This window comes from Promicromonospora sukumoe 327MFSha3.1 (genome assembly GCF_000385135.1).
Classification (GTDB): Bacteria; Actinomycetota; Actinomycetes; order Actinomycetales; family Cellulomonadaceae; genus Promicromonospora; species Promicromonospora sukumoe_B.
In genome coordinates, this window is the sequence record NZ_ARQM01000010.1 from 489,691 (window position 1) to 507,927 (window position 18,237).

Annotated in this window: 19 protein-coding genes; 11 read left to right on the forward strand and 8 right to left on the reverse strand. The window is 72.3% G+C overall.

Annotation, left to right across the window (positions count from 1 at the left end; genetic code table 11):
* The first annotated feature begins 8 nt into the window (after nucleotides 1-8).
* Nucleotides 9-971 (forward strand): threonine ammonia-lyase, encoded by a 963-nt coding sequence (locus H291_RS0105870; RefSeq protein WP_020014049.1) that lies wholly within the window; start codon nucleotides 9-11, stop codon nucleotides 969-971.
* Here H291_RS0105870 and H291_RS28890 read toward each other — a convergent pair.
* Together H291_RS28890 and H291_RS0105880 are read right to left on the reverse strand one after the other, a co-directional pair.
* Nucleotides 968-1,657, reverse strand: a complete 690-nt coding sequence (locus H291_RS28890) for a CPBP family glutamic-type intramembrane protease (RefSeq protein ID WP_020014050.1) — start codon at nucleotides 1,655-1,657, stop codon at nucleotides 968-970. The two genes, H291_RS0105870 and H291_RS28890, sit on opposite strands and share 4 nt — an antisense overlap.
* A 49-nt stretch (nucleotides 1,658-1,706) precedes the next feature.
* On the reverse strand, nucleotides 1,707-2,141 hold the full coding sequence (locus tag H291_RS0105880) for a VOC family protein (protein ID WP_020014051.1): 435 nt from the start codon (nucleotides 2,139-2,141) through the stop codon (nucleotides 1,707-1,709).
* 88 nt (nucleotides 2,142-2,229) lie between these two features.
* Between H291_RS0105880 and H291_RS0105885 the strand changes: the two genes are divergently transcribed.
* Nucleotides 2,230-2,817: a TetR/AcrR family transcriptional regulator gene (locus H291_RS0105885; RefSeq protein WP_020014052.1), complete on the forward strand. Its 588-nt coding sequence runs from the start codon at nucleotides 2,230-2,232 to the stop codon at nucleotides 2,815-2,817.
* Between the two features lie 2 nt (nucleotides 2,818-2,819).
* On the opposite strand, the gene H291_RS0105890 is transcribed toward H291_RS0105885, so the two are convergent.
* Complete coding sequence (locus H291_RS0105890) at nucleotides 2,820-3,782, reverse strand: zinc-dependent alcohol dehydrogenase family protein (protein WP_026365443.1); 963 nt, start codon at nucleotides 3,780-3,782, stop codon at nucleotides 2,820-2,822.
* A 243-nt stretch (nucleotides 3,783-4,025) separates the two neighbouring features.
* Between H291_RS0105890 and H291_RS0105895 the strand changes: the two genes are divergently transcribed.
* A complete protein-coding gene (locus H291_RS0105895; RefSeq protein WP_020014054.1) occupies nucleotides 4,026-4,433 on the forward strand; it encodes a CBS domain-containing protein in 408 nt (135 codons plus the stop codon).
* Here H291_RS0105895 and H291_RS0105900 read toward each other — a convergent pair.
* On the reverse strand, nucleotides 4,418-5,614 hold the full coding sequence (locus tag H291_RS0105900; protein ID WP_020014055.1) for an ROK family transcriptional regulator: 1,197 nt from the start codon (nucleotides 5,612-5,614) through the stop codon (nucleotides 4,418-4,420). The two genes, H291_RS0105895 and H291_RS0105900, sit on opposite strands and share 16 nt — an antisense overlap.
* Before the next feature lie 89 nt (nucleotides 5,615-5,703).
* Here H291_RS0105900 and H291_RS0105905 point away from each other — a divergent pair, with 89 nt between their 5' ends.
* The 4 genes from H291_RS0105905 to H291_RS0105920 are packed head-to-tail and all read left to right on the forward strand — an operon-like array spanning nucleotide 5,704 to nucleotide 11,556.
* Nucleotides 5,704-8,418 carry a carbohydrate-binding protein gene (locus H291_RS0105905; protein WP_020014056.1) on the forward strand — a complete coding sequence of 905 codons (2,715 nt, stop codon included), beginning with the start codon at nucleotides 5,704-5,706 and terminating at the stop codon, nucleotides 8,416-8,418.
* Nucleotides 8,415-9,308 (forward strand): carbohydrate ABC transporter permease, encoded by an 894-nt coding sequence (locus H291_RS0105910; RefSeq protein ID WP_020014057.1) that lies wholly within the window; start codon nucleotides 8,415-8,417, stop codon nucleotides 9,306-9,308. Before H291_RS0105905 ends, H291_RS0105910 begins: the two co-directional genes overlap by 4 nt.
* 11 nt (nucleotides 9,309-9,319) lie before the next feature.
* Entirely contained in the window at nucleotides 9,320-10,201 is an 882-nt protein-coding gene (locus H291_RS0105915) for a carbohydrate ABC transporter permease (RefSeq protein WP_084467765.1), read from the forward strand.
* A gap of 20 nt (nucleotides 10,202-10,221) precedes the next feature.
* The gene (locus H291_RS0105920) at nucleotides 10,222-11,556 is read left to right on the forward strand and encodes an ABC transporter substrate-binding protein (RefSeq protein WP_026365444.1); all 1,335 of its coding nucleotides are present in this window, start codon (nucleotides 10,222-10,224) and stop codon (nucleotides 11,554-11,556) included.
* Nucleotides 11,557-11,665: 109 nt separating this feature from the next.
* Here the strand turns inward: H291_RS0105920 and H291_RS0105925 are convergent, their stop codons facing one another.
* A complete protein-coding gene (locus H291_RS0105925) occupies nucleotides 11,666-12,883 on the reverse strand; it encodes an MFS transporter (protein ID WP_020014060.1) in 1,218 nt (405 codons plus the stop codon).
* A gap of 59 nt (nucleotides 12,884-12,942) precedes the next feature.
* On the opposite strand from H291_RS0105925, the gene H291_RS0105930 reads away from it, so the two are divergent.
* Genes H291_RS0105930 through H291_RS0105940 form a run of 3 tightly spaced genes read left to right on the forward strand, consistent with a single transcriptional unit; the run spans nucleotide 12,943 to nucleotide 15,233 of the window.
* Complete coding sequence (locus tag H291_RS0105930; protein ID WP_020014061.1) at nucleotides 12,943-13,536, forward strand: sugar O-acetyltransferase; 594 nt, start codon at nucleotides 12,943-12,945, stop codon at nucleotides 13,534-13,536.
* 2 nt (nucleotides 13,537-13,538) lie between these two features.
* Nucleotides 13,539-14,084, forward strand: a complete 546-nt coding sequence (locus H291_RS0105935) for a TetR/AcrR family transcriptional regulator (RefSeq protein ID WP_020014062.1) — start codon at nucleotides 13,539-13,541, stop codon at nucleotides 14,082-14,084.
* 36 nt (nucleotides 14,085-14,120) lie between these two features.
* Nucleotides 14,121-15,233, forward strand: coding sequence for an NAD(P)-binding domain-containing protein (locus tag H291_RS0105940; RefSeq protein ID WP_020014063.1), 1,113 nt, complete (start codon nucleotides 14,121-14,123; stop codon nucleotides 15,231-15,233).
* Here the strand turns inward: H291_RS0105940 and H291_RS0105945 are convergent.
* Nucleotides 15,178-16,545 carry a hypothetical protein gene (locus H291_RS0105945; protein ID WP_020014064.1) on the reverse strand — a complete coding sequence of 456 codons (1,368 nt, stop codon included), beginning with the start codon at nucleotides 16,543-16,545 and terminating at the stop codon, nucleotides 15,178-15,180. The two genes, H291_RS0105940 and H291_RS0105945, sit on opposite strands and share 56 nt — an antisense overlap.
* A gap of 10 nt (nucleotides 16,546-16,555) precedes the next feature.
* Nucleotides 16,556-16,930: an SHOCT domain-containing protein gene (locus H291_RS0105950; protein WP_020014065.1), complete on the reverse strand. Its 375-nt coding sequence runs from the start codon at nucleotides 16,928-16,930 to the stop codon at nucleotides 16,556-16,558.
* 259 nt (nucleotides 16,931-17,189) lie between these two features.
* Here H291_RS0105950 and H291_RS0105955 point away from each other — a divergent pair, with 259 nt between their 5' ends.
* Nucleotides 17,190-17,513 (forward strand): hypothetical protein, encoded by a 324-nt coding sequence (locus H291_RS0105955; RefSeq protein ID WP_020014066.1) that lies wholly within the window; start codon nucleotides 17,190-17,192, stop codon nucleotides 17,511-17,513.
* A 51-nt stretch (nucleotides 17,514-17,564) separates the two neighbouring features.
* On the opposite strand, the gene H291_RS0105960 is transcribed toward H291_RS0105955, so the two are convergent.
* Nucleotides 17,565-18,224, reverse strand: coding sequence for a DUF1345 domain-containing protein (locus tag H291_RS0105960; protein ID WP_020014067.1), 660 nt, complete (start codon nucleotides 18,222-18,224; stop codon nucleotides 17,565-17,567).
* Between the last annotated feature and the right edge of the window lie 13 nt (nucleotides 18,225-18,237).

The window sequence follows — 18,237 nt, forward strand, 5'->3', positions numbered from 1 at the left end:
GCGGAGCCATGCGGCCGACGCGACTCGATGATGCCCGGATCAAGGATGCTCGCCGGAGGATCGACCCCGTCTTCCTCGACACCCCGCTGTACCGCTGCGAGCCCCTGGACCAGCTCGGCTGCACGGTGAGCATCAAGCTGGAGACGGCGAATCCCGTCCGCAGCTTCAAGGGGCGTGGCACCGAGCTCGTCACGAGCCTCTTGGCCGAGAGCGGCGCACGAGCCGCGGTGTGCGCCAGCGCAGGCAACCTCGGCCAGGGCCTCGCCTGGTCGGGCCGGCGCCGTGGCCTCGACATCACTGTCGTGGCGTCGTCCTCCGTGACCCCGGCCAAGCTCGACCGCATCCGCGCCCTGGGCGCCACGCTCGAGCTCGTGGACGGCGACCACGAGGCGGCCCGGGAGCGGGCGGCGGCCCTGTCCCGTCGCGAAGGCATCCGGCTCGTCGAGGACAGCCTCGACATCGAGACCTGCGAGGGTGCGGCCACGATCGGCCTGGAGCTGGCGGACGCCGCGCCGTCAGCCGACGTCGTCCTGGTCGCGCTCGGTGGAGGCGCCCTCGCGACAGGCGTGGGGCACGTGATCCGGTCGCGCATGCCCGGGACCGAGATGATCTGCGTCCAGCCCGCGGGCGCGCCCGCGATGACGCGCTCCTGGCATGCGCGCCGCGTCGTCACCACGGACTCGGCCACCACCATCGCGGACGGCGTCGCGGGCCGGTTCCCCATCCCGGCCGTCCTGGAGGACCTGCTCCTGGTCGCCGACGACGCCGTCCTGGTTCAGGAGGAGTCGATCGTGGCGGCCATGCGGCTGCTGCTGGAGCATGCCGGTCTCGTCGTCGAACCGTCGGCCGCGCTCGGTATCGCGGCCGTCCTGGAGGACCCTGCCCGCTTTGCGGGCCGGGACGTCGTCACCATCGTGTGCGGCAGCAACGTCGACCCCGACGCCTACCGCCGCTGGACCGCGCGCAGCTAGCCCGCGATCTCCGGCGCCACCGCGTAAGCGATCACCGTGATCGAGTTGTTGAACGCGTGCACCACCACGCCCGGCCACACCGAGTCGCTGCGTCGGCGGAGCTCCGCGGTGATGATCCCGACGACCAATGCGGCCGGGAGCACCACGTTGATGCCGTGCAGCAGCGCGAAGATCACGGCGCTGCCCACTGTCGCGATCACCGGCCCGTAACGGAGCAGCCCGGTGGTCACCACACCGCGGAAGAGGAGCTCCTCGCCGATCGGGGTGAGCACCACGAGCCCGACCGCGGTCACCACCAGCAGCCAGACCCCGCCGCTCGCGCCGGCGGCGTAGCCGGCCTGGGTGTCCGTCGGGGCGTCGGTCAGCCACACGAACAGCGGCACCAGCACGCCCTTGGCGAGCAGCGCGACCACGCCGCCCGCCACGCCAAGCCACAGCCAGCGGGCGGTGGTCCCGCGGACGCCGAACGACTCCACCGGCCGGCGTCGCACCAGGACCGCGACGCCGAACCCGGCCATTCCCGCGATGCCGGACAGGCAGGCCAGGAACGCGCCCCCGCCCGCTCCCGTCAGGTCGATCTGGTCGCTGAGCAGGGCCGGGAGTGCGAAGCCGACCACGGCCATCGCGGCGATGCCCACCACGATCTCGAGCCAGCCGGGCTGGTCTGTCCTGATTCTGGTGTCCATCGCACCAGTTCAGACCGTGCCCCGGGGGCACGGTCAAGGCGGCGCGCGGCTATCCCGGCACATGCCCCTCGGCATACTGCCCCGCGTACTCCGCATCGGCCGGCACCACGGTGATCACGTCGATCAGCACCCCGTCCGGCCCGCCCACGATGAAGTGCCGCTGCCCGAAAGCCTCCGTGCGCAGGCTGAGCAGCTCCGGCAGCCCGGCCTCGCCGACGAGGCGCCGGTGCTCCGCGTCGACGTCGTCGACCTCGAAGTTGAGCAGGAGCCCGCCCTGGATCGGGGTGCGGTGCCCCGCCGGGATGGTCGGGTGGGTGTGGTCGAGCAGAGCGAGCTCGTACTGCGGGGCGTCGGGCCGGTGCAGGCTCACGTACCAGTCGGCCTCGAAGGTGACCTCGAACCCGAGGTGCCGGGTCCAGAAGTCGCGCGCGGCGGCGACGTCGCGCGTCGCGATCACCGGGTAGAAGCTTCCGAGCGTGGTCATGTCGTGTCTCCTTCGGCTCTCCGGGTTGGCATGCCCTGGGTATGTGAACGTAACATACCCAGGGTATGCGAACGAGAGGGATCGAAGAATGACCAGGGCGGAACAGCGGGCAGCGACCAGGCAGGCGCTCCTGTCAGAGGGGCGCAGGCGGTTCGCCGCCGACGGCTACCACGACGTCGTCCTCGCCGACGTCGCGCAGGCGGTCGGCGTGACCAAGGGGGCCGCCTACCACCACTTCGAGAGCAAGGCCGGGCTCTTCCGCGCCGTCGTCGCCGAGGTGCAGCACGAGCTGGGGGAGCGGGTCGCCACGGCCGCCGACGCGCACACCGACCCGTGGGACCAGCTCCGCGCCGGCTGCCACGCCTTCCTCGCCGCCGGCCACGATCCGACGGTCCGCCGGATCGTCCTGCTGGACGCGCCCGCGGTGCTCGGCTGGGACGAGTGGCGCGCCATGGACGAGGACTCCTCGGCCCGCCACCTCGCCGAGGCGCTGACCGGCCTCGTCGAGGCCGGGATCATCGTGGACCAGCCCGTCGAACCCCTGACCCGCCTGCTCTCCGGGGCCATGAACGAGGCTGCCCTGTGGCTGGCGCGCTCATCGGACCCCGAGGCGCTCGTGCAGACGGAGCAGGCGCTCGACCACCTGCTGGTGGGCATTAAGGCCCGACGGCCCTGACCTCACGGCACCAGCACGATCCGCCCGAACACCGTCCCCGCGTCCATCTCCCGGTGCGCCTCGGCCGCCTGGTCGAGCGGCAGCACGTCGTGGACCACGGCGTGCAGCTCACCCCGCGCCGCGGCCGCGAGCTGCTCCGCCCGGACGGCGGCCAGGGCGGGCGCGGGCACCGAGTCGAGGCTCAGCGTCCCGAACGTGCGCGACTGCTGGAACGCGGCCAGGAGCCGCCCGCCGAAGTCCGCCGGCGGCATACCCGCGATCGCCCCGACCACGATCATCCGCCCGTTCGGAGCGAGCCGGTCGATGAACTCCGGGGTGCCGGCCCCGCCCACGATGTCGACGATCACGTCATAGGCGGCGGGCGCCTCCGGGTCGCCGGCCCCGGACCGGTCGAGCACGTGGGTCGCGCCCAGCTCGCGGAGGCGGTCGCCTCGTTCGGCCGACGACGTCGTCACCGCCACCGCGCTCGCCCCGCCCCGCGCGGCGAGCTCCACCGCCGCGATGCCGATGCTGCCCGCCGCGCCGCGCACCAGCACGGACTCGCCGGGCGTGAGGTGAGCGTGCGCGAGCGCGAAGTGCGCCACGGGCCCCGAGCTGCCGAGGGTCACCGCGTCGGTCGGGGACAGCCCGGCGGGCAGCTCGACGACGTCGTCCACCCGGGCGACCGCCTGCTCGACGTAGCCGCCGCTCGTGCCCGTGAACGCCCAGACGCGGCGGCCCAGCCACGTCCCGTCGACGCCCGCGCCGACCGCCGTCACGGTCCCGGCCACCTCGCTGCCGGGCACCAGCCCCGCGGTGAAGCCCCAGCCGCCGAGCGTGCCGCGCCTGATGACGGCGTCGACCCCGCCCACCCCGATCGCCTCGGTCTCGATGACCACCTGCCCGGGTCCCGGGACCGGCACGGGGAGGTCCGAGACCACCATCCCGCTCGGGTCGCCGAACTCCTGGATCGTCACTGCGCGCATCATTCGTCTCCGTGCGTTGTTCCGGTGCTTCGCCGGGGACGCTAACGGACGCCTGCGTCCGCTTCGGGAAAGTGAGAGATCCGCCCGGACGATTGCCTCACATGCCGCGTCCTGACCTGCACGGACGCGGCCCGCGGAAACGTTCACCCGGACCGCGCGCGGATCGGATGCGAGTGACAGGAGCGCGGGGCAACTTAGGAGTTGCCGGCGCGATGCCGGCCCTGAGGAGGAAGGAAGAGGGACATGGTCCAGACAGTCGCCGATGTCATGACACCGGCGCCGACCACGATCGGGATGTCCGAGACGTTTCAGGCCGCCGCCCGCGCGATGGCCCTCCAGGACGTGAGCGCGCTCGTGGTCCGCGCGGGTTCCACCGTGATCGGGATAGTCACCGACCGGGACCTCGTCATCCGGGGGCTGGCCGAGGGGCTCGGCCTCGAGGCGATGGTCGGCGAGGTGGCCAGCGAGGACCTCGTGACGATAGGGCCCGACGTGCCCGCCGAGGTCGCCGCGGGCGTGATGAAAGCCGCCGACGTCGAGCGGATCCCGGTGGTGGACGGCGAGGTCGCCGTCGGGATCGTCGCGATCGGTGACCTGGACGGGGTGGCCAACCACGCGCCGGCCAGGATCAGGTCTCAGGACCTGCCGTAGTGCGTCACGAAGTCCTCGACGGCGCACGCCGCCGCACCGCGGGCCCAGTCGACGAACCGCAGCGGGCGCAGCTCGATCTCGGACCGCGCGGCTGACCCGAACGCCCGCTGCTCGAACGCGCTCCGGACGTGCGGGTCCATGACGTCGTAGTCCTGCTCGCCGCCGGAGCCCGCCCCGGCCCCCGGGCTGCTCCCGATCGCCTCGCCCGTGATGACGATGTGCTGCGCCCCCAGCAGGTTGGCGATCGTCGCGATACCCGTGCCGACGGCGCGGCCGGCCTCGGCGAGCACCCGCACGGCGTCCGGCTGACCGGAGCGCGCCAGGTCGGCGACGTCGCCGATGCCGAGCCCCTCGAACCCGGCCTGGGCCATGCGCTCCAGGATGCCGGCCGACCCCGCGATGGCCTCGACGCAGCCCCGGTTGCCGCAGTGGCACAGCGGCCCCTCGGGGTCCACGAGCACGTGGCCCACCTCGCCGGCCACGCCGAAGCTGCCGTGCACCACCTGCCCGTTGACCAGCAGCGCGCAGCCGATGCCGGTGCCGACCGTGACGAGCGCGAGCGACGAGATGCCGCGCCCCACGCCGTACCAGCGCTCGCCGGTCAGCAGGGCGCGCACGTCGTTCTCCACGGTGGTCGCCAAGCCGGTGCGCTGCGCCACGAGCTCCCCGAGCGGCACGTCGTGCCAGCCCAGGAACGGTGAGTAGGCCACGTGCCCCGAGGCGGCGTCGACGTCGCCCGACACCGCCAGGCCCACGCTGCCGACCTCGGGCCGCCCCGCCCGCAGCCCCTCGACCAGGTCCGCGATCTGCCCGATGATCGCCTCGGGCGCGTGGTCGGCCACCGGCACGGTGACCTCGTCCAGCACCCGGCACCGCAGGTCGCAGACGACGCCGAAGAGCTGGTCGGCGGTGATCTTCACGCCGATCACCTGGTGCGCCCCCGCCTGCACGGTCACCATCGTCGCGGGCCGCCCCAGTGCGCCGTCGGTAGACGCCCGGTCGCCCGTCTCCAGCAGCAGCCCCGCCTCCAGCAGCGGGCGCACCGCGCGCGTGATCGCGCCCGGCGTCAGGCCGGTGTCGCGGGCCAGGGCGGTGCGCGACGCGTCCCCGCTCCGGACCAGCTGCTGGAAGACACGCGTCCCCGCCGGGCTGAGCGCGGGTGCGGCAGTTCTCGCGGACATGTCACGACTCTATCGGCGCCACTTAATTGACAGCAACAAAAAAAGACGCTTGAGTGTCCGCACCCAGCAACGACGCCGGAGGAGCCTCCATGTCAGTCCAGCCCGAACCAGCCCGGCGCGCCACCCGTTCGTGGCTCGCGACCGGCCTGGCGCTCGCCGTCGTGGCCACGGCCGGGGTCGCACCCGTCGCGACGGCCGCCGACGCCGCCACGGCGGCCGCACCCGGATCGGCCTCCGTCGAGGCCGAGGCCACCCAGGTGGTCCTCGACGGCGCGAGCCGCAGCGGCTGCTCCGCCTGCTCGGGCGAGGGCAAGGTCGGCAGCATCGACCCGTCCGCCACGGTGACGGTCCCCGGTGTGATCGCGCCCGAGGACGGCACCTACGAGGTGACCCTGCACTACCTGAGCGGCGACGACTCCCGCGCCCTGACCATCACGCCCGACGGCGGCGCGGCCGTCACCGTGCCGGTCGCCTCCACCGGCGGCTGGGACCGTGTCGGCACCACCACCGTGGACCTGCCCCTGCACGCGGGCGAGAACAGCCTGACGCTCAGCGCCCCGGCCGGCGCGCTCGGCCCCGACCTGGACCGGGTCGACGTCGCCGGCGCGACCGCCAAGGACTGGACGCTCACCGACCCCGACGCGGCCGACCCGGTGCCCGTGGACCCGACCCGCGTCAAGCCGGGCGGCAAGCGCGCGGTGCTCCGCGGCGGCGACGTCGTCATCGACTACTCGCTGGGCAGCGGCACCGCCACCGCCCGCTGGGGCGGCCGCGAGACCGTGACCGGCTTCTACAGCGGCGTGCGCCTGGGCGACGAGCTCGTCACCACCAAGCAGTACGACGGCGCCTGCCGGCTCACCTCCCGCACCACGGTCACGTGCGCCAAGCGCGGCCTGCCCACGCTGCGCCAGGAGTTCGCGTTCGACGGCGACCGCTCGTTCTCGGTGCGGCTCGACGTGACGGGCACCGACGGCCCGGTCGCCACCTCGATGATGGTGCCGGTCATGACCGACCGGCGCGGCTCGGTGGACCTCGGCCGCAACGGCGACAACCGCATGGTGCTCGTGCCCTTCGACAACGACCACTGGGTCCGCTACGAGACCCCGGCGATCAAGGACGTCACGCCCGCCCGGCGCAGCTTCGAGGTCACCGCGTTCATCGACGACGCCTCGCGCCGCGGCCTCGTCGTCGGCTCCCTGGACCGCGACACGTGGAAGTCCGGCGTGGTGGCCGACGGGAACAACCGCGGCGGCCTGGACCGGCTGCAGGCCGCGGCCGGCCTGACCGACTGGAGCTACGACTACGGCGACGGCATGAACAAGTACCAGTTCAACCGCGAGCTCAAGCCGCACGCCGAGGTCAGCGGCACCACGGTGCGCTCCCCGCGCATGTTCGTGGGCCTGTTCCCGGACTGGCGGGAGGGCATGGAGACCTTCGGCAAGGCCGCCGCGCAGGCCGCGGACTCCCGCACCTGGGACGAGGGCACGCCCTTCGGGTTCAACAGCTGGGGCGGGCTCGGCGCCCGCGGCGGCGACGCCGACGTGATGGACGAGGTCTCCCAGTTCCTCGCCGAGGAGACCCCTGCGTTCCGCAACGCCGCGTCGGCCAAGGGCCCCTACGTGGGCGTCGACTCCTACTGGGACAAGATGCTCGCCCCCGAGTACGCCTTCGAGGACCCGGACACCTCCTGGGCCGAGCTCGAGCGGTACGTCGCCGACGTCAAGGCACGCGGCCAGGAGCCGGCCCTGTACTTCCAGCCGTTCGCCAACTTCTGGCGCGAGGGCCTGGACGAGAAGATCGGCGGCACCGCGCTCTGCGACACCTGCGAGAACCAGACCTACCGCGAGATGGCGCTCAAGGTGAACGGCGTCCCCGTGAACATCGACGGCGCCTGGGCGCTCGACCCGACCAACCCCGGCGTGCAGAACCGCGCCCGGATCGCGCTCGGCAAGTTCCGCGAGCTCGGCGTCCGCTACGTCAAGCTCGACTTCCTGACCCACGGCTACGTCGAGGCCGACGACTGGTACGACACGGGAGTCCACACCGGCCAGCAGGCCTTCCGCCAGGGCATGGCGCAGGTGGTCGACGTCGTCGGCGACGACATGTTCGTCGACCTGGCGATCTCGCCCCTGTTCGCCTCCGAGTTCGCGCACGCCCGCCGCATCTCCTGCGACGTGCACGGCGCCCTGAACAACTGGCACCCCACGCAGCCCGACCGCTACCAGAAGAGCACCGAGTACCTGCTCAACTCCCTGACGTACGGCTGGTGGCTCGACGAGGTCTACGCGTTCAACGACGGCGACCACGTCCAGTTCGGCAACTACGAGTACGACGGCAACGCCAACGCGTACCTGCTGGACGACCCGAGCATCTGGCCCGAGGGCCAGAACCGGGCGCGCGTCACCTCCGCCGCCATCACGGGCATCTACCAGGTCAGCGAGGACCTCACCAGCACCGGCCACCCCGTCATCAAGCAGCGGGCCCGTGACCTGCTGCAGAACCCCGGCATCAACCACCTCGCCGAGCTCGGCCGGTCCTTCGCCCCCGTGCAGGCCGGACCCGACGCCTTCACCGCCGCCGACACGTTCGTGCTGCGCGACGGCGGGACCACCTACGTCGCAGCGTTCAACTACGGCGCGACGCCGCGCCGGGCCGACCTCGCGCTGCGCGACCTGGGCCTGGACGGCGGCCGCTACGACGTCACCGAGCTCTGGACCGGCCAGGAGAGCCACGCGGCCGGCAGGCTCCGCGCCGTCGTGCCGGGCGAGGACGTGCGGGTCTACAAGATCGAGGCCGACCGATGACCACAGCCGCCGTCGCCCGACGGCCCCGCAACCAGCTCCTGCCCGCCCTCGGGATGATCGCCCCCGCGGCCCTCGGGTTCCTGGTCTTCTACCTCTACCCGACGCTGCGCGGCGCCTACCTCTCGCTCACCGAGTACAACGTGCTGGGCAGCCCCGTCTTCGTGGGCCTGCAGAACTACGTCGACATGGCCAAGGACGACGTCTTCTGGAACGCCGTCCGCGTCACGTTCCTGTACGTGGTGCTGAACATCGGGTTCCAGACCGTCCTCGCCGTCGGGCTGGCGGTACTGATGCACCGCCTCACCAAGTCGGTCCTGATCCGCGGCAGCCTGCTGCTGCCGTACCTCATCGCCAACGTCGTCGTGGCCCTGCTGTGGTTCTGGATGCTCGACTTCAACATCGGCATCGTCAACGCCGTGATCGACGCGATCGGGCTGCCCAAGGTCGCCTTCTTCGGCGACGAGGCGTGGACCGTCGCCACCATCGCGGGCGTCAACACCTGGCGGCACCTCGGCTACACCGCCCTCCTGGTGTTCGCGGGCCTGCAGATGATCCCGGCCAGCGTCTACGAGGCGGCCGCCGTCGACGGCGCGGGGGAGTGGCGCACCTTCTGGCGCATCACCCTGCCGCTGCTGCGGCCCGTGCTCGTGCTCGTGCTGGTCATCACCGTCACGGGGGCCTTCCAGGTCTTCGACACGGTGGCGGTGACCACCGCGGGCGGGCCCGGCAACGCCTCGCGCGTGCTCCAGCTCTACATCTACGAGCAGGCGTTCGCCCGCGGGCACTTCGGCTACGCGTCCGCCATGTCCGTGGTCCTGTTCCTCGTCCTCGCCGGGGCCGCCTTCGCGCAGATGCGACTGCTGCGCGCCGGCGAGTCCGACCTCTCCTGATGGGAGCCCACATGCGTACACGGATCACCTGGGGCCGGGTGCTCGCCTGGGTCGTGCTGTGGTTCTTCGTGCTGGCCACCGTGCTGCCGTTCTACTGGATGCTGCGCACCGCGTTCTCGGACAACCAGGCGCTCGCCGCCCAGTCGTTCTCGCTGCTGCCCGCCGACTTCACGCTCGGCCCGTTCAAGCGGGTGTTCGGCCTGGCCACCCCGGAGGAGGCGATGGCGGAGGGCGGCTCGGGCGCGTCGCTGAGCTTCTGGCTCTACCTGCGCAACTCGCTCGTGGTCGCCACGGCCGTGACGGTGGGCCAGGTGCTGTTCTCCTCGATGGCGGCCTACGCCTTCGCGCGGCTGAGCTGGCCCGGGCGGGACGCCTGGTTCGCCGTCTTCCTCGGGGCGCTCCTGGTGCCGCCGATCTTCACCTCGCTGCCGAACTTCCTGACGATCAAGTCGCTGGGCCTGCTGAACACGCTGCCCGGGATCATGCTGCCGAGCCTGTTCATGACGCCGTTCGCGATCTTCTTCATGCGGCAGTTCTTCCTCGGCATCCCGAAGGAGATCGACGAGGCGGCGATGATCGACGGCGCCAAGCCCTGGCGCATCTTCTTCCGGATCATCCTGCCGATCTCGGCGGCCCCGGTCACCACGCTCGGCATCCTCACGTTCATCAACACCTGGAACGACTACTTCTGGCCGCTCCTGGTGGGCCAGACGGAGGAGTCCAAGGTGCTCACCGTGGCCCTGGGCGTCTTCCGCTCGCAGACGCCGCAGGGCGCGCCCGACTGGGCCGGGCTCATGGCCGCGTCCCTCGTGGCGGCCCTGCCCATCGTGATCCTCTATGCCGTCTTCGGGCGCCGGGTCATCAACTCCATCGGTTTCTCCGGCATCAAGTAGCCGGGACGGAAAGGAACACCATGAAGCGAAAGATGCTCGCGGGCGCCGTCGCCCTCGCGTCCCTGTCCCTGACCGCCTGCGCGGGCGGCTCGGGCGGCGCCGAGGCCGAGGGTCAGATCGACTACTGGCTCTGGGACTCGAACCAGCAGCCCGCCTACCAGCAGTGCGCCGACGCCTTCCACGAGGCCAACCCCGACCTGACGGTCAAGATCACGCAGCGCGGCTGGGACGACTACTGGTCGGCGTTGACCACCGCGTTCTCGTCGGGCACCGGGCCGGACGTGTTCACCGACCACGTGTCCAAGTACCCCGAGTTCGTCGCGAACGGGCAGCTCCTGGCCCTGGACGACCACATCGCCGACGTCGACCTCGACCAGTACTCGGCCGGGCTGGCGGACCTGTGGGTCGCGCAGGACGGCAAGCGCTACGGCCTGCCGAAGGACTGGGACACCGTCGCGATCTTCTACAACCAGAAGATGGTCGAGGACGCCGGGCTGTCCGAGGAGGACATGCAGGACCTCGACTGGAACCCGGAGGACGGCGGCACCTACGAGGAGACCATCGCGCGCCTGACCGTCGACGCGAACGGCGTGCGCGGCGACGAGCCGGGCTTCGACAAGGACGACGTCGCGGTCTACGGCCTGGGCATCCCCGGCGCCGGGTACGAGAACGGCCAGACCGAGTGGAGCATGTACACCGCCACCACGGGCTGGACGCACACCGACAAGAACCCCTGGGGCACGCACTACAACTACGACGACCCGCGCTTCCAGGACACCATCGCCTGGTGGTACTCCCTGATCGAGAAGGGCTACGCGCCGCCGCTGGAGACCACGATCGGCGCCTCGGTGAACGACAACTTCGGCGCCGGCAAGTCCGCCATCAACATCAGCGGCGACTGGATGCTCTCCACGTACTTCGGGTACGACGGCGTCGACGTCGGCCTGGCGCCCACGCCCACCGGCCCGAACGGGCAGCGCGCGAGCATGTTCAACGGCCTGGCGGACTCGGTCTGGGCGGGCACGGACAACCCCGAGGGCGCGGCGAAGTGGGTCGCGTTCCTGGGCTCGACCGACTGCCAGGACCTCGTGGGCGCGGCCGGCGTCGTCTTCCCGGCCATCACCAGCTCGGCCGAGATCGCCACCGAGGCGTTCGCCGAGAAGGGGATCGACGTCTCGCCGTTCACCACCCACGTCGAGGACGGCACCACGTTCCTCTTCCCGGTGACCGACCACGCCTCCGACGTGCACGCGATCATGACCCCCGCGATGGACGAGGTGCTGGGCGGCAAGGCCGACGTGAGCTCGCTGACCGAGGCGAACGAGCAGGTCAACGCGCTCTTCGACGGATCCTGACCGGCCGACGGCTCTGACCGGCCGACAAGTCTCTCCTTCGAGGCCTAAGTTTCTTCGCTTTGGGCCATCCCAAAGCGAAGAAACTTAGGCCTCAAAGGGGAGGGGGCGGTCACGGCCGGGAGACGACCCGGCCCTTCAGCACCGGCGACAGCAGCATCACCAGCACCCCCGCGATCGGCACCACGAGCAGGCCCGTGCGCAGGCCCGCCGAGTCGGCGACCAGGCCCACCAGCGGCGGGGAGAACAGGAACCCGAGCCGCAGCAGCCAGGACACGATCGTCAGGCCGGTGCCGGGGCGCAGGCCGGGCAGCTCGTCGGCCTCGTGCATGGCGGCCGGGATGAGCGTGGCGCTGCCGAAGCCGGCGGCGGCGAACCCGGCGATCGTGCCGGGCACGCTGGGCCAGGCCAGCGCCAGGCCCATGCCGAGCGCGATGATGACGCCGCCCGCGCAGGCGACCGTGCGCTGCCCGAAGCGGTCCACCAGGCGGTCGCCGAGCAGCCTGCCCACGGTCTGGGCGCCGACGAGCGACACGTAGGCGGTCGCGGCCAGCGCCGCCGGGGCGCCGAGGCCCGCCGAGAGATAGAGGGTGGCCCAGGAGCTGCCGGCGTCCTCCACGAGGGCGCCGCCGATGCCGATCAGCACCAGCGCCGTGACGATCGCCAGGGTGCGGACGCTGAGGCGCGGGGCGCGCATCCCGGCCGCCCGGGAGGCGGGCTCCGCGGCATCGTCATCGGTCTCGTCGTCGCGCCCCGGCAGCAGGAACCGCAGGGACACGACCGCCACGGTCGCGAAGATCGCCAGCGCGATGGCCAGGTGCACCTGCAGCGACAGGCCGAGCGCGATGGCGCCCGCGGCCATGGACCCGCCCAGCACGGCGCCGATGGACCACACGGCGTGGAAGCCGTTGATGATGGACCGCCCGTAGCGGCGCTGCACGCGCAGGCCGTGGGTGTTCTGCCCCACGTCGGTGATCGAGTCGGACGCGCCGCCCAGGAACAGGGCGGCCACGAGCAGCGCGAACGTCGGGGAGAGTCCCGCGGCCAGGGTGCCGAGTCCCGTCAGCACGGTGCCGACCACCGCGACCCGCCCCGAGCCGAACCGGCGCACCATCCAGCCCGCCGCCAGCCCGGAGACGATCGCGCCGGTCGGGAACGCGGCGATGGCCAGGCCGTAGGACGCGTTGTCGAGGTCGAGCGCGGTCTTGATCTCGGGCAGGCGCGGCACCAGGTTGGCGTACAGGGCACCGTTGGTCAGGAACAGCGCGCCGACGGCGGCGCGGGCGCGCCGGACGGCGAGCGGCGGACGGGCGTCCGGGGAGAGCGACATGCGCACGAGCGTACCCGCGTTACGTACGGTCGTACACATCGCCCGCTACGCTGTGCCCCATGACTCACGACTACTTCGCCGGCGACCCGCGCACCCACCACGAGCGCATGCTGGCCGGCGACCTCTACATCGGCGGTCAGGACCCGGAGAGCGTGCGGCTCGCCCAGCGGGGCCTTGCGCTCGCCGACGCCTACCACCGCGCGTCGGTCGCGGGCGACGACGACGCCCGCGCCATCCTGGACGACCTGCTCGGCACGCTGGGCGAGGACGCCTACGTCAAGCCGCCGCTGTTCGTCGACTACGGCGGGAACATCCACATCGGCCCGCGCACGTTCGCCAACTACAACCTGATGGCGCTGGACGTCGCGACGATCACGATCGGCGCCGACTGCCAGATCGGGCCGAACGTGCAGCTCCTGACGCCGACCCACCCGGTGGAGCCGACCCCGCGCCGCGACAAGCTCGAGGCCGCGCAGCCCATCACGATCGGCGACAACGTGTGGCTCGGCGGCGGCGTCATCGTCTGCCCCGGCGTGACGATCGGCGACAACACGGTGGTCGGGGCCGGCGCCGTCGTCACCAAGGACCTGCCGGCGAACGTCGTCGCGGTGGGCAACCCCGCCCGCGTGGTCCGCGACATCACCGAGGGCTGACCGTGACCGGGCGACGGCACGACCCCGACCGCAGGAGCCGGATCATCGACGTCTGCCTCGACCTGATCGCCGAGGTGGGGGTGGCCGGCGTCTCGCACCGCAAGGTGGCGGCGGCCGCCGACGTGCCGCTCGGGTCCATGACCTACCACTTCGCCGGGATGGACGAGCTGCTGCGGGAGGCGTTCGGCCGGTTCGCGCGGGCCGGCAGCGACGGGTTCGAGCAGCGGATGAGCGAGGCGACCGACCTGGAGAGCGCGCGGGCCGCCGTCGTCGCGATCATCACGCAGGACATCTTCGGCACCCAGCGCGACCTGGTGCTGACCCACGAGCTATACACGCTCGCGTCCCGCGAGCCCGCCTACCGCGAGCTGACCAACGCGTGGATGTCGCGCTCCCGGGCCGCCCTGGAGCGGCACTTCGACCCGGTCACGGCGCGGCTCCTGGACGCCCTGATCGAGGGACTGACCATCCACCGGGCCCTCGACACCGAGGCGCCGCAGCCCGGGACGGTCACCGAGGCCGTGCGGCGCATCACAACGCCCGCCTAGGCGGAACAACCGCCGCGGCGGGCTGTTGTCCCTGGTGTGAGCGAGACGATGCGAGCGACCGTCGTGGTGATCGGGGCTGGGCAGGCCGGCCTGTCGGCGGCCTACCACCTGCGGCGCCGGGGCTTCGTCAGCGCGCTCGACGAGCCGGGGGCCGAGCGCACCTACGTGCTGCTCGACGCCAACCCCGCGCCCGGCGGGGCCTGGCAGCACCGCTGGGAGTCCCTGCGGATGGCCACGGTCAACGGGATCTTCGACCTCCCGGGCCTGACCCAGCCCCCGGTCGACGCCGCCGAGCCCAGCCGGCTTGCCGTCCCGCGCTACTTCGCCGGGTACGAGCGGGAGTTCGGCTTCCCGATCCTGCGCCCGGTGCGCGTGGTCGCCGTCCGGCGGGCCGACGACGACCCGGCCGGCGACCTCGTGGTGACCAGCGACCACGGGTCGTGGACCACAAGCGCCGTCATCAACGCGACCGGCACCTGGACCAACCCCGTGCTGCCCCGCTACCCGGGGCAGGACACGTTCCGCGGCCGGCAGCTCCACACCCGCGACTACGCGCGGGCCGAGGACTTCGCGGGGCAGCGCGTCGCCGTCGTCGGCGGCGGGATCTCCGCGCTGCAGCTCCTGGAGGAGATCTCGCGCGTGGCGACCACCCGCTGGTACACCCGGCGCGAGCCGGTCTTCCACGACGAGTTCCGCAGCGAGACGCTCGGCCGCGAGACCATCGCCAAGGTCATGGCCGACGTCGACGCCGGCCGGCCCACCGGGAGCGTCGTCTCCTACACCGGGCTGGTCTGGACGCCGTACGCGCTGGCCGCCAAGGAGCGCGGCGCCCTGCAGCGGCGACCGATGTTCACGGTGATCGAGCCCGACGGCGTCCGCGAGGCCGACGGCAGCCTCACGCCGCTCGACGCCATCCTGTGGGCCACCGGGTTCAAGGCCGACCTGGCACACCTGGGCCCGCTGGGCCTGCGCAACGAGCTGGGCGGCATCACGATGAACGGCACCCAGCCGGTCGCCGAGCCCCGGGTGCACCTCATCGGGTTCGGGCCGTCGCAGTCGACGGTCGGCGCCAACCGGGCGGGCCGCGAGGCCGTCACGGCGGTGGTTCGGCGGCTCCCGGCCGCGCTACCAGCTCGATCAGCAGGATGAGCACCACGGCCCCGGCGGCGACCCCGACGATCAGCGCCGGCGTCGGGCTGCCGGCGAGCAGGATCACGAGTACCGCGAGCGCGATCACGGCCGCCCGCGCGACGCCCCGGTAGCGGGCGAGCCACACGCCCGTGGCGCCGGTGGACACGCCCCGGCCCTCGGCCCAGTCACGGGTGCGGCTCATGCCCTTGCCGATCCCGGCGCGCAGGCCCCGCGCGGACGCGCTGGAGCCGCCGAGGTAGGCGGCGAGCGCCACCACGATGCCGAGCACCCCGACGGTGCGCAGGGTGATGCGCAGGAACGAGACGAGCTGGTCGAAGACGATCTCGGCGGCGTCCAGGCGCAGGACCTTGCCGCTGAGCGCGTCGAGGTAGAGCCCGCGCGCGATGGCGAGGCCGATCGCCAGGAGCAGCATGGCGCCGGCGAGCGCGAGGCCCGCCACGACGAGGGCGCGCAGATGGTGGACGGCGGCGACGACGCCGGCGCCGAGCAGCACCAGCACGATCCACGGGAGCCAGGTGCCCAGCGCCACGACCTGGGCGTACCGGTTCTGGATCTCGACGAGCTGGCTGCTCTGCATCACGGTGAACGTGGCGTTGATCGTCGGCAGGTTCCCCGCGATGGTGAGGCCCCGGTCCACGAGGCGTTGTTTGAGGATGTCGACGAGCCCGCCGAGCTGGATGGTCAGCTCGCCGTTCTGGCTGATCTGGGCGACGTCGCCCCCGGTGCCGCGCATGACGTCGACGAGCTGTTCGTGCGCCACCCGGTTGGCCTGGGTCCAGGCGGACTCGAACTGGTCGCTCTCCACCACGCGGTCCGCGGCGTTGCGGACGAAGGACTCGACGCCGCTGGTCAGCGGGCCCTCCAGTGCGGTGATCGCCTGGGCGGCCCGGGGCGCGATGTCGCGTTCGTTGAGGCCGTCCTGCACGTCCTTGAGCAGCGCGCCGACGTCGATCTTGTCCATGACGGCGGTGGTCAGCCGGCCGGCCACCGCCTGCTGCACCACCGGCTCCTGGGCCAGGGGCGCCACCGTGGCGACGTAGCGGTCGGTGTCGGTGAGGGTGCGCTCGGCCCAGGCGGCGACCACGCCGACGGGGGCCAGGAGTGCGCCGAGGAGGATCAGGACGACGGCCGCCGCGGTCCGGCCCCGGTGGCGCTCCGGGGCCGGAGCGGACGGTGCCGACGGTGCCGGCGCGCCGGCTGCCACGTCCAGCCGCCGCCGGAGCTCTGCGTTCTCGCGCTCCAGGGCGGCCAGACGGGCGGCCGCGTCCGCCTCGTCGGGCGGGCCGGGCGGGTCGGCGGCGTCGTTCACGGTTCCTGCCTCAGACGAGCGCCTTGGACTTCAGCCGCTCGAACTCCGCCGGCGTGATGGTGCCGGCGTCGAGGAGCGCCTTCGCGCTCGCGATCTGGTCGGCCGGTGAGGGACCCGCGACCTCGCGGATGTAGGTGTCGGTCGCCTGCTTCGCCTGCGCCATCCCCTCGGCGTGCCGCTCGGCCATGCCCCGGCCGCGGGCGATCAGGTACACGAGCGCGGTGAGCACCGGCAGGAAGATCAGGAAGATGATCCACAGTGCCTTCCACCAGCCGGAGAGCTCGTGGTCGCGGAACAGGTCGGCGATGATCTGGAACAGCACCATCAGGTACGCCACGAAGAAGAAGCTGTAGACGATCAGCCAGAAGAAATCCCAGAAATCCATGACTCGCCCCGTTCTCGACGGCCATCCGATGGTTCGGAACGCACCGGTGGAATGCCCGATCCGTCTTTTCAAAGTAACCGCGAGGATCGCGTTGCGCCCGCGCTGAGCGGTGGGTTCGCACGGCGGACGTGCGAAAGGCGGGCGCACCGGCGAACATTCACCCGATTCGGGTGAACCTTTCGCCCCGCTGCCCCGTCGTACGCAGCGACCGCCGAGTGCGGTCGCGTTCATGACTCCGACCTTCTCGAAGGAGAACACCATGATCCGTGCCAAGAAGCGTCTCGCGGCCGCCGCCCTGGCGGCCGGTCTGCTCGCCGTCGCCGTCCCGACGACGGCCTCGGCGGCCGACGGCGACCTCACGTTCTGGTCGGGTGCGTTCACGGGCCAGACCGTGACCTACCCCGACGCCGGGACGGGCTGCACGACCCTGCCGTTCGTCGTGCACGCGGAGCTCAACGAGACCGCGACGGGCATCCGGGTGTACGAGAGCACCGACTGCACGGGCCGGGCGCTGACCTTCCCGGCCAGCGACATCCACAGCTTCATCGGGTTCGACGGGCGCAGCTTCGAGCCGGTCGGCTGACCCGGGGTGGCAGGGCCGCCGTCCGGCGTCGGACGGCGGCCCTGCCGCACCTCAGTTCGCGAGCCCGGCGACGAGGTTGATCAGCAGGGCCACGATCACCGTGCCGAACAGGTAGGCGAGCAGCGCGTGCACCTGCGCGATCCGGCGCATCTCGGAGGAGCCGAGGTCGGTGTCCGAGACGGCGAAGCTCATCCCGACGGTCACCGCCAGGTAGGTGAAGTCGGTGTACCGGGGCGGCGTCGTCTGGTGGAAGTCGATGCCGCCCGCCGGGGCCGTGTAGTAGACGCGCGCGTAGTGCAGCGCGAACACCGTGTGCACGCAGGCCCAGGAGACCACCACCGAGGTGAGGACGGCGGCCGTGGTGACGGTGCCGTCGGCCCGGACGCCGCCCACGAGCACGACGACGATCCCGCCCAGGCTCGCGACCGCGGCGAGCAGCACGATCACGTGCGCGATGCCGCGGGTGGGCTCCTCGCGCACGGCGTGCTCGCTGGTGGCCAGGGGGTCCATCGGGACGATGACCAGCGCCGTCCAGGCCACGAACACGAGCCCGGCGCCTGCCCAGCCGCCGAGCAGGGCGGCCGCCGTGGAGTCCCACGCCAGCAGCCAGCCGAGCAGGGCGCCGGCCAGGAGCGAGACGACGATCCGCACGGCGTGCGGGCCGTCCAGCACGCTGCTCAGCCGCCGCATGCCCGTCATCTGCTCCGTCATGCACCCCAGTGTG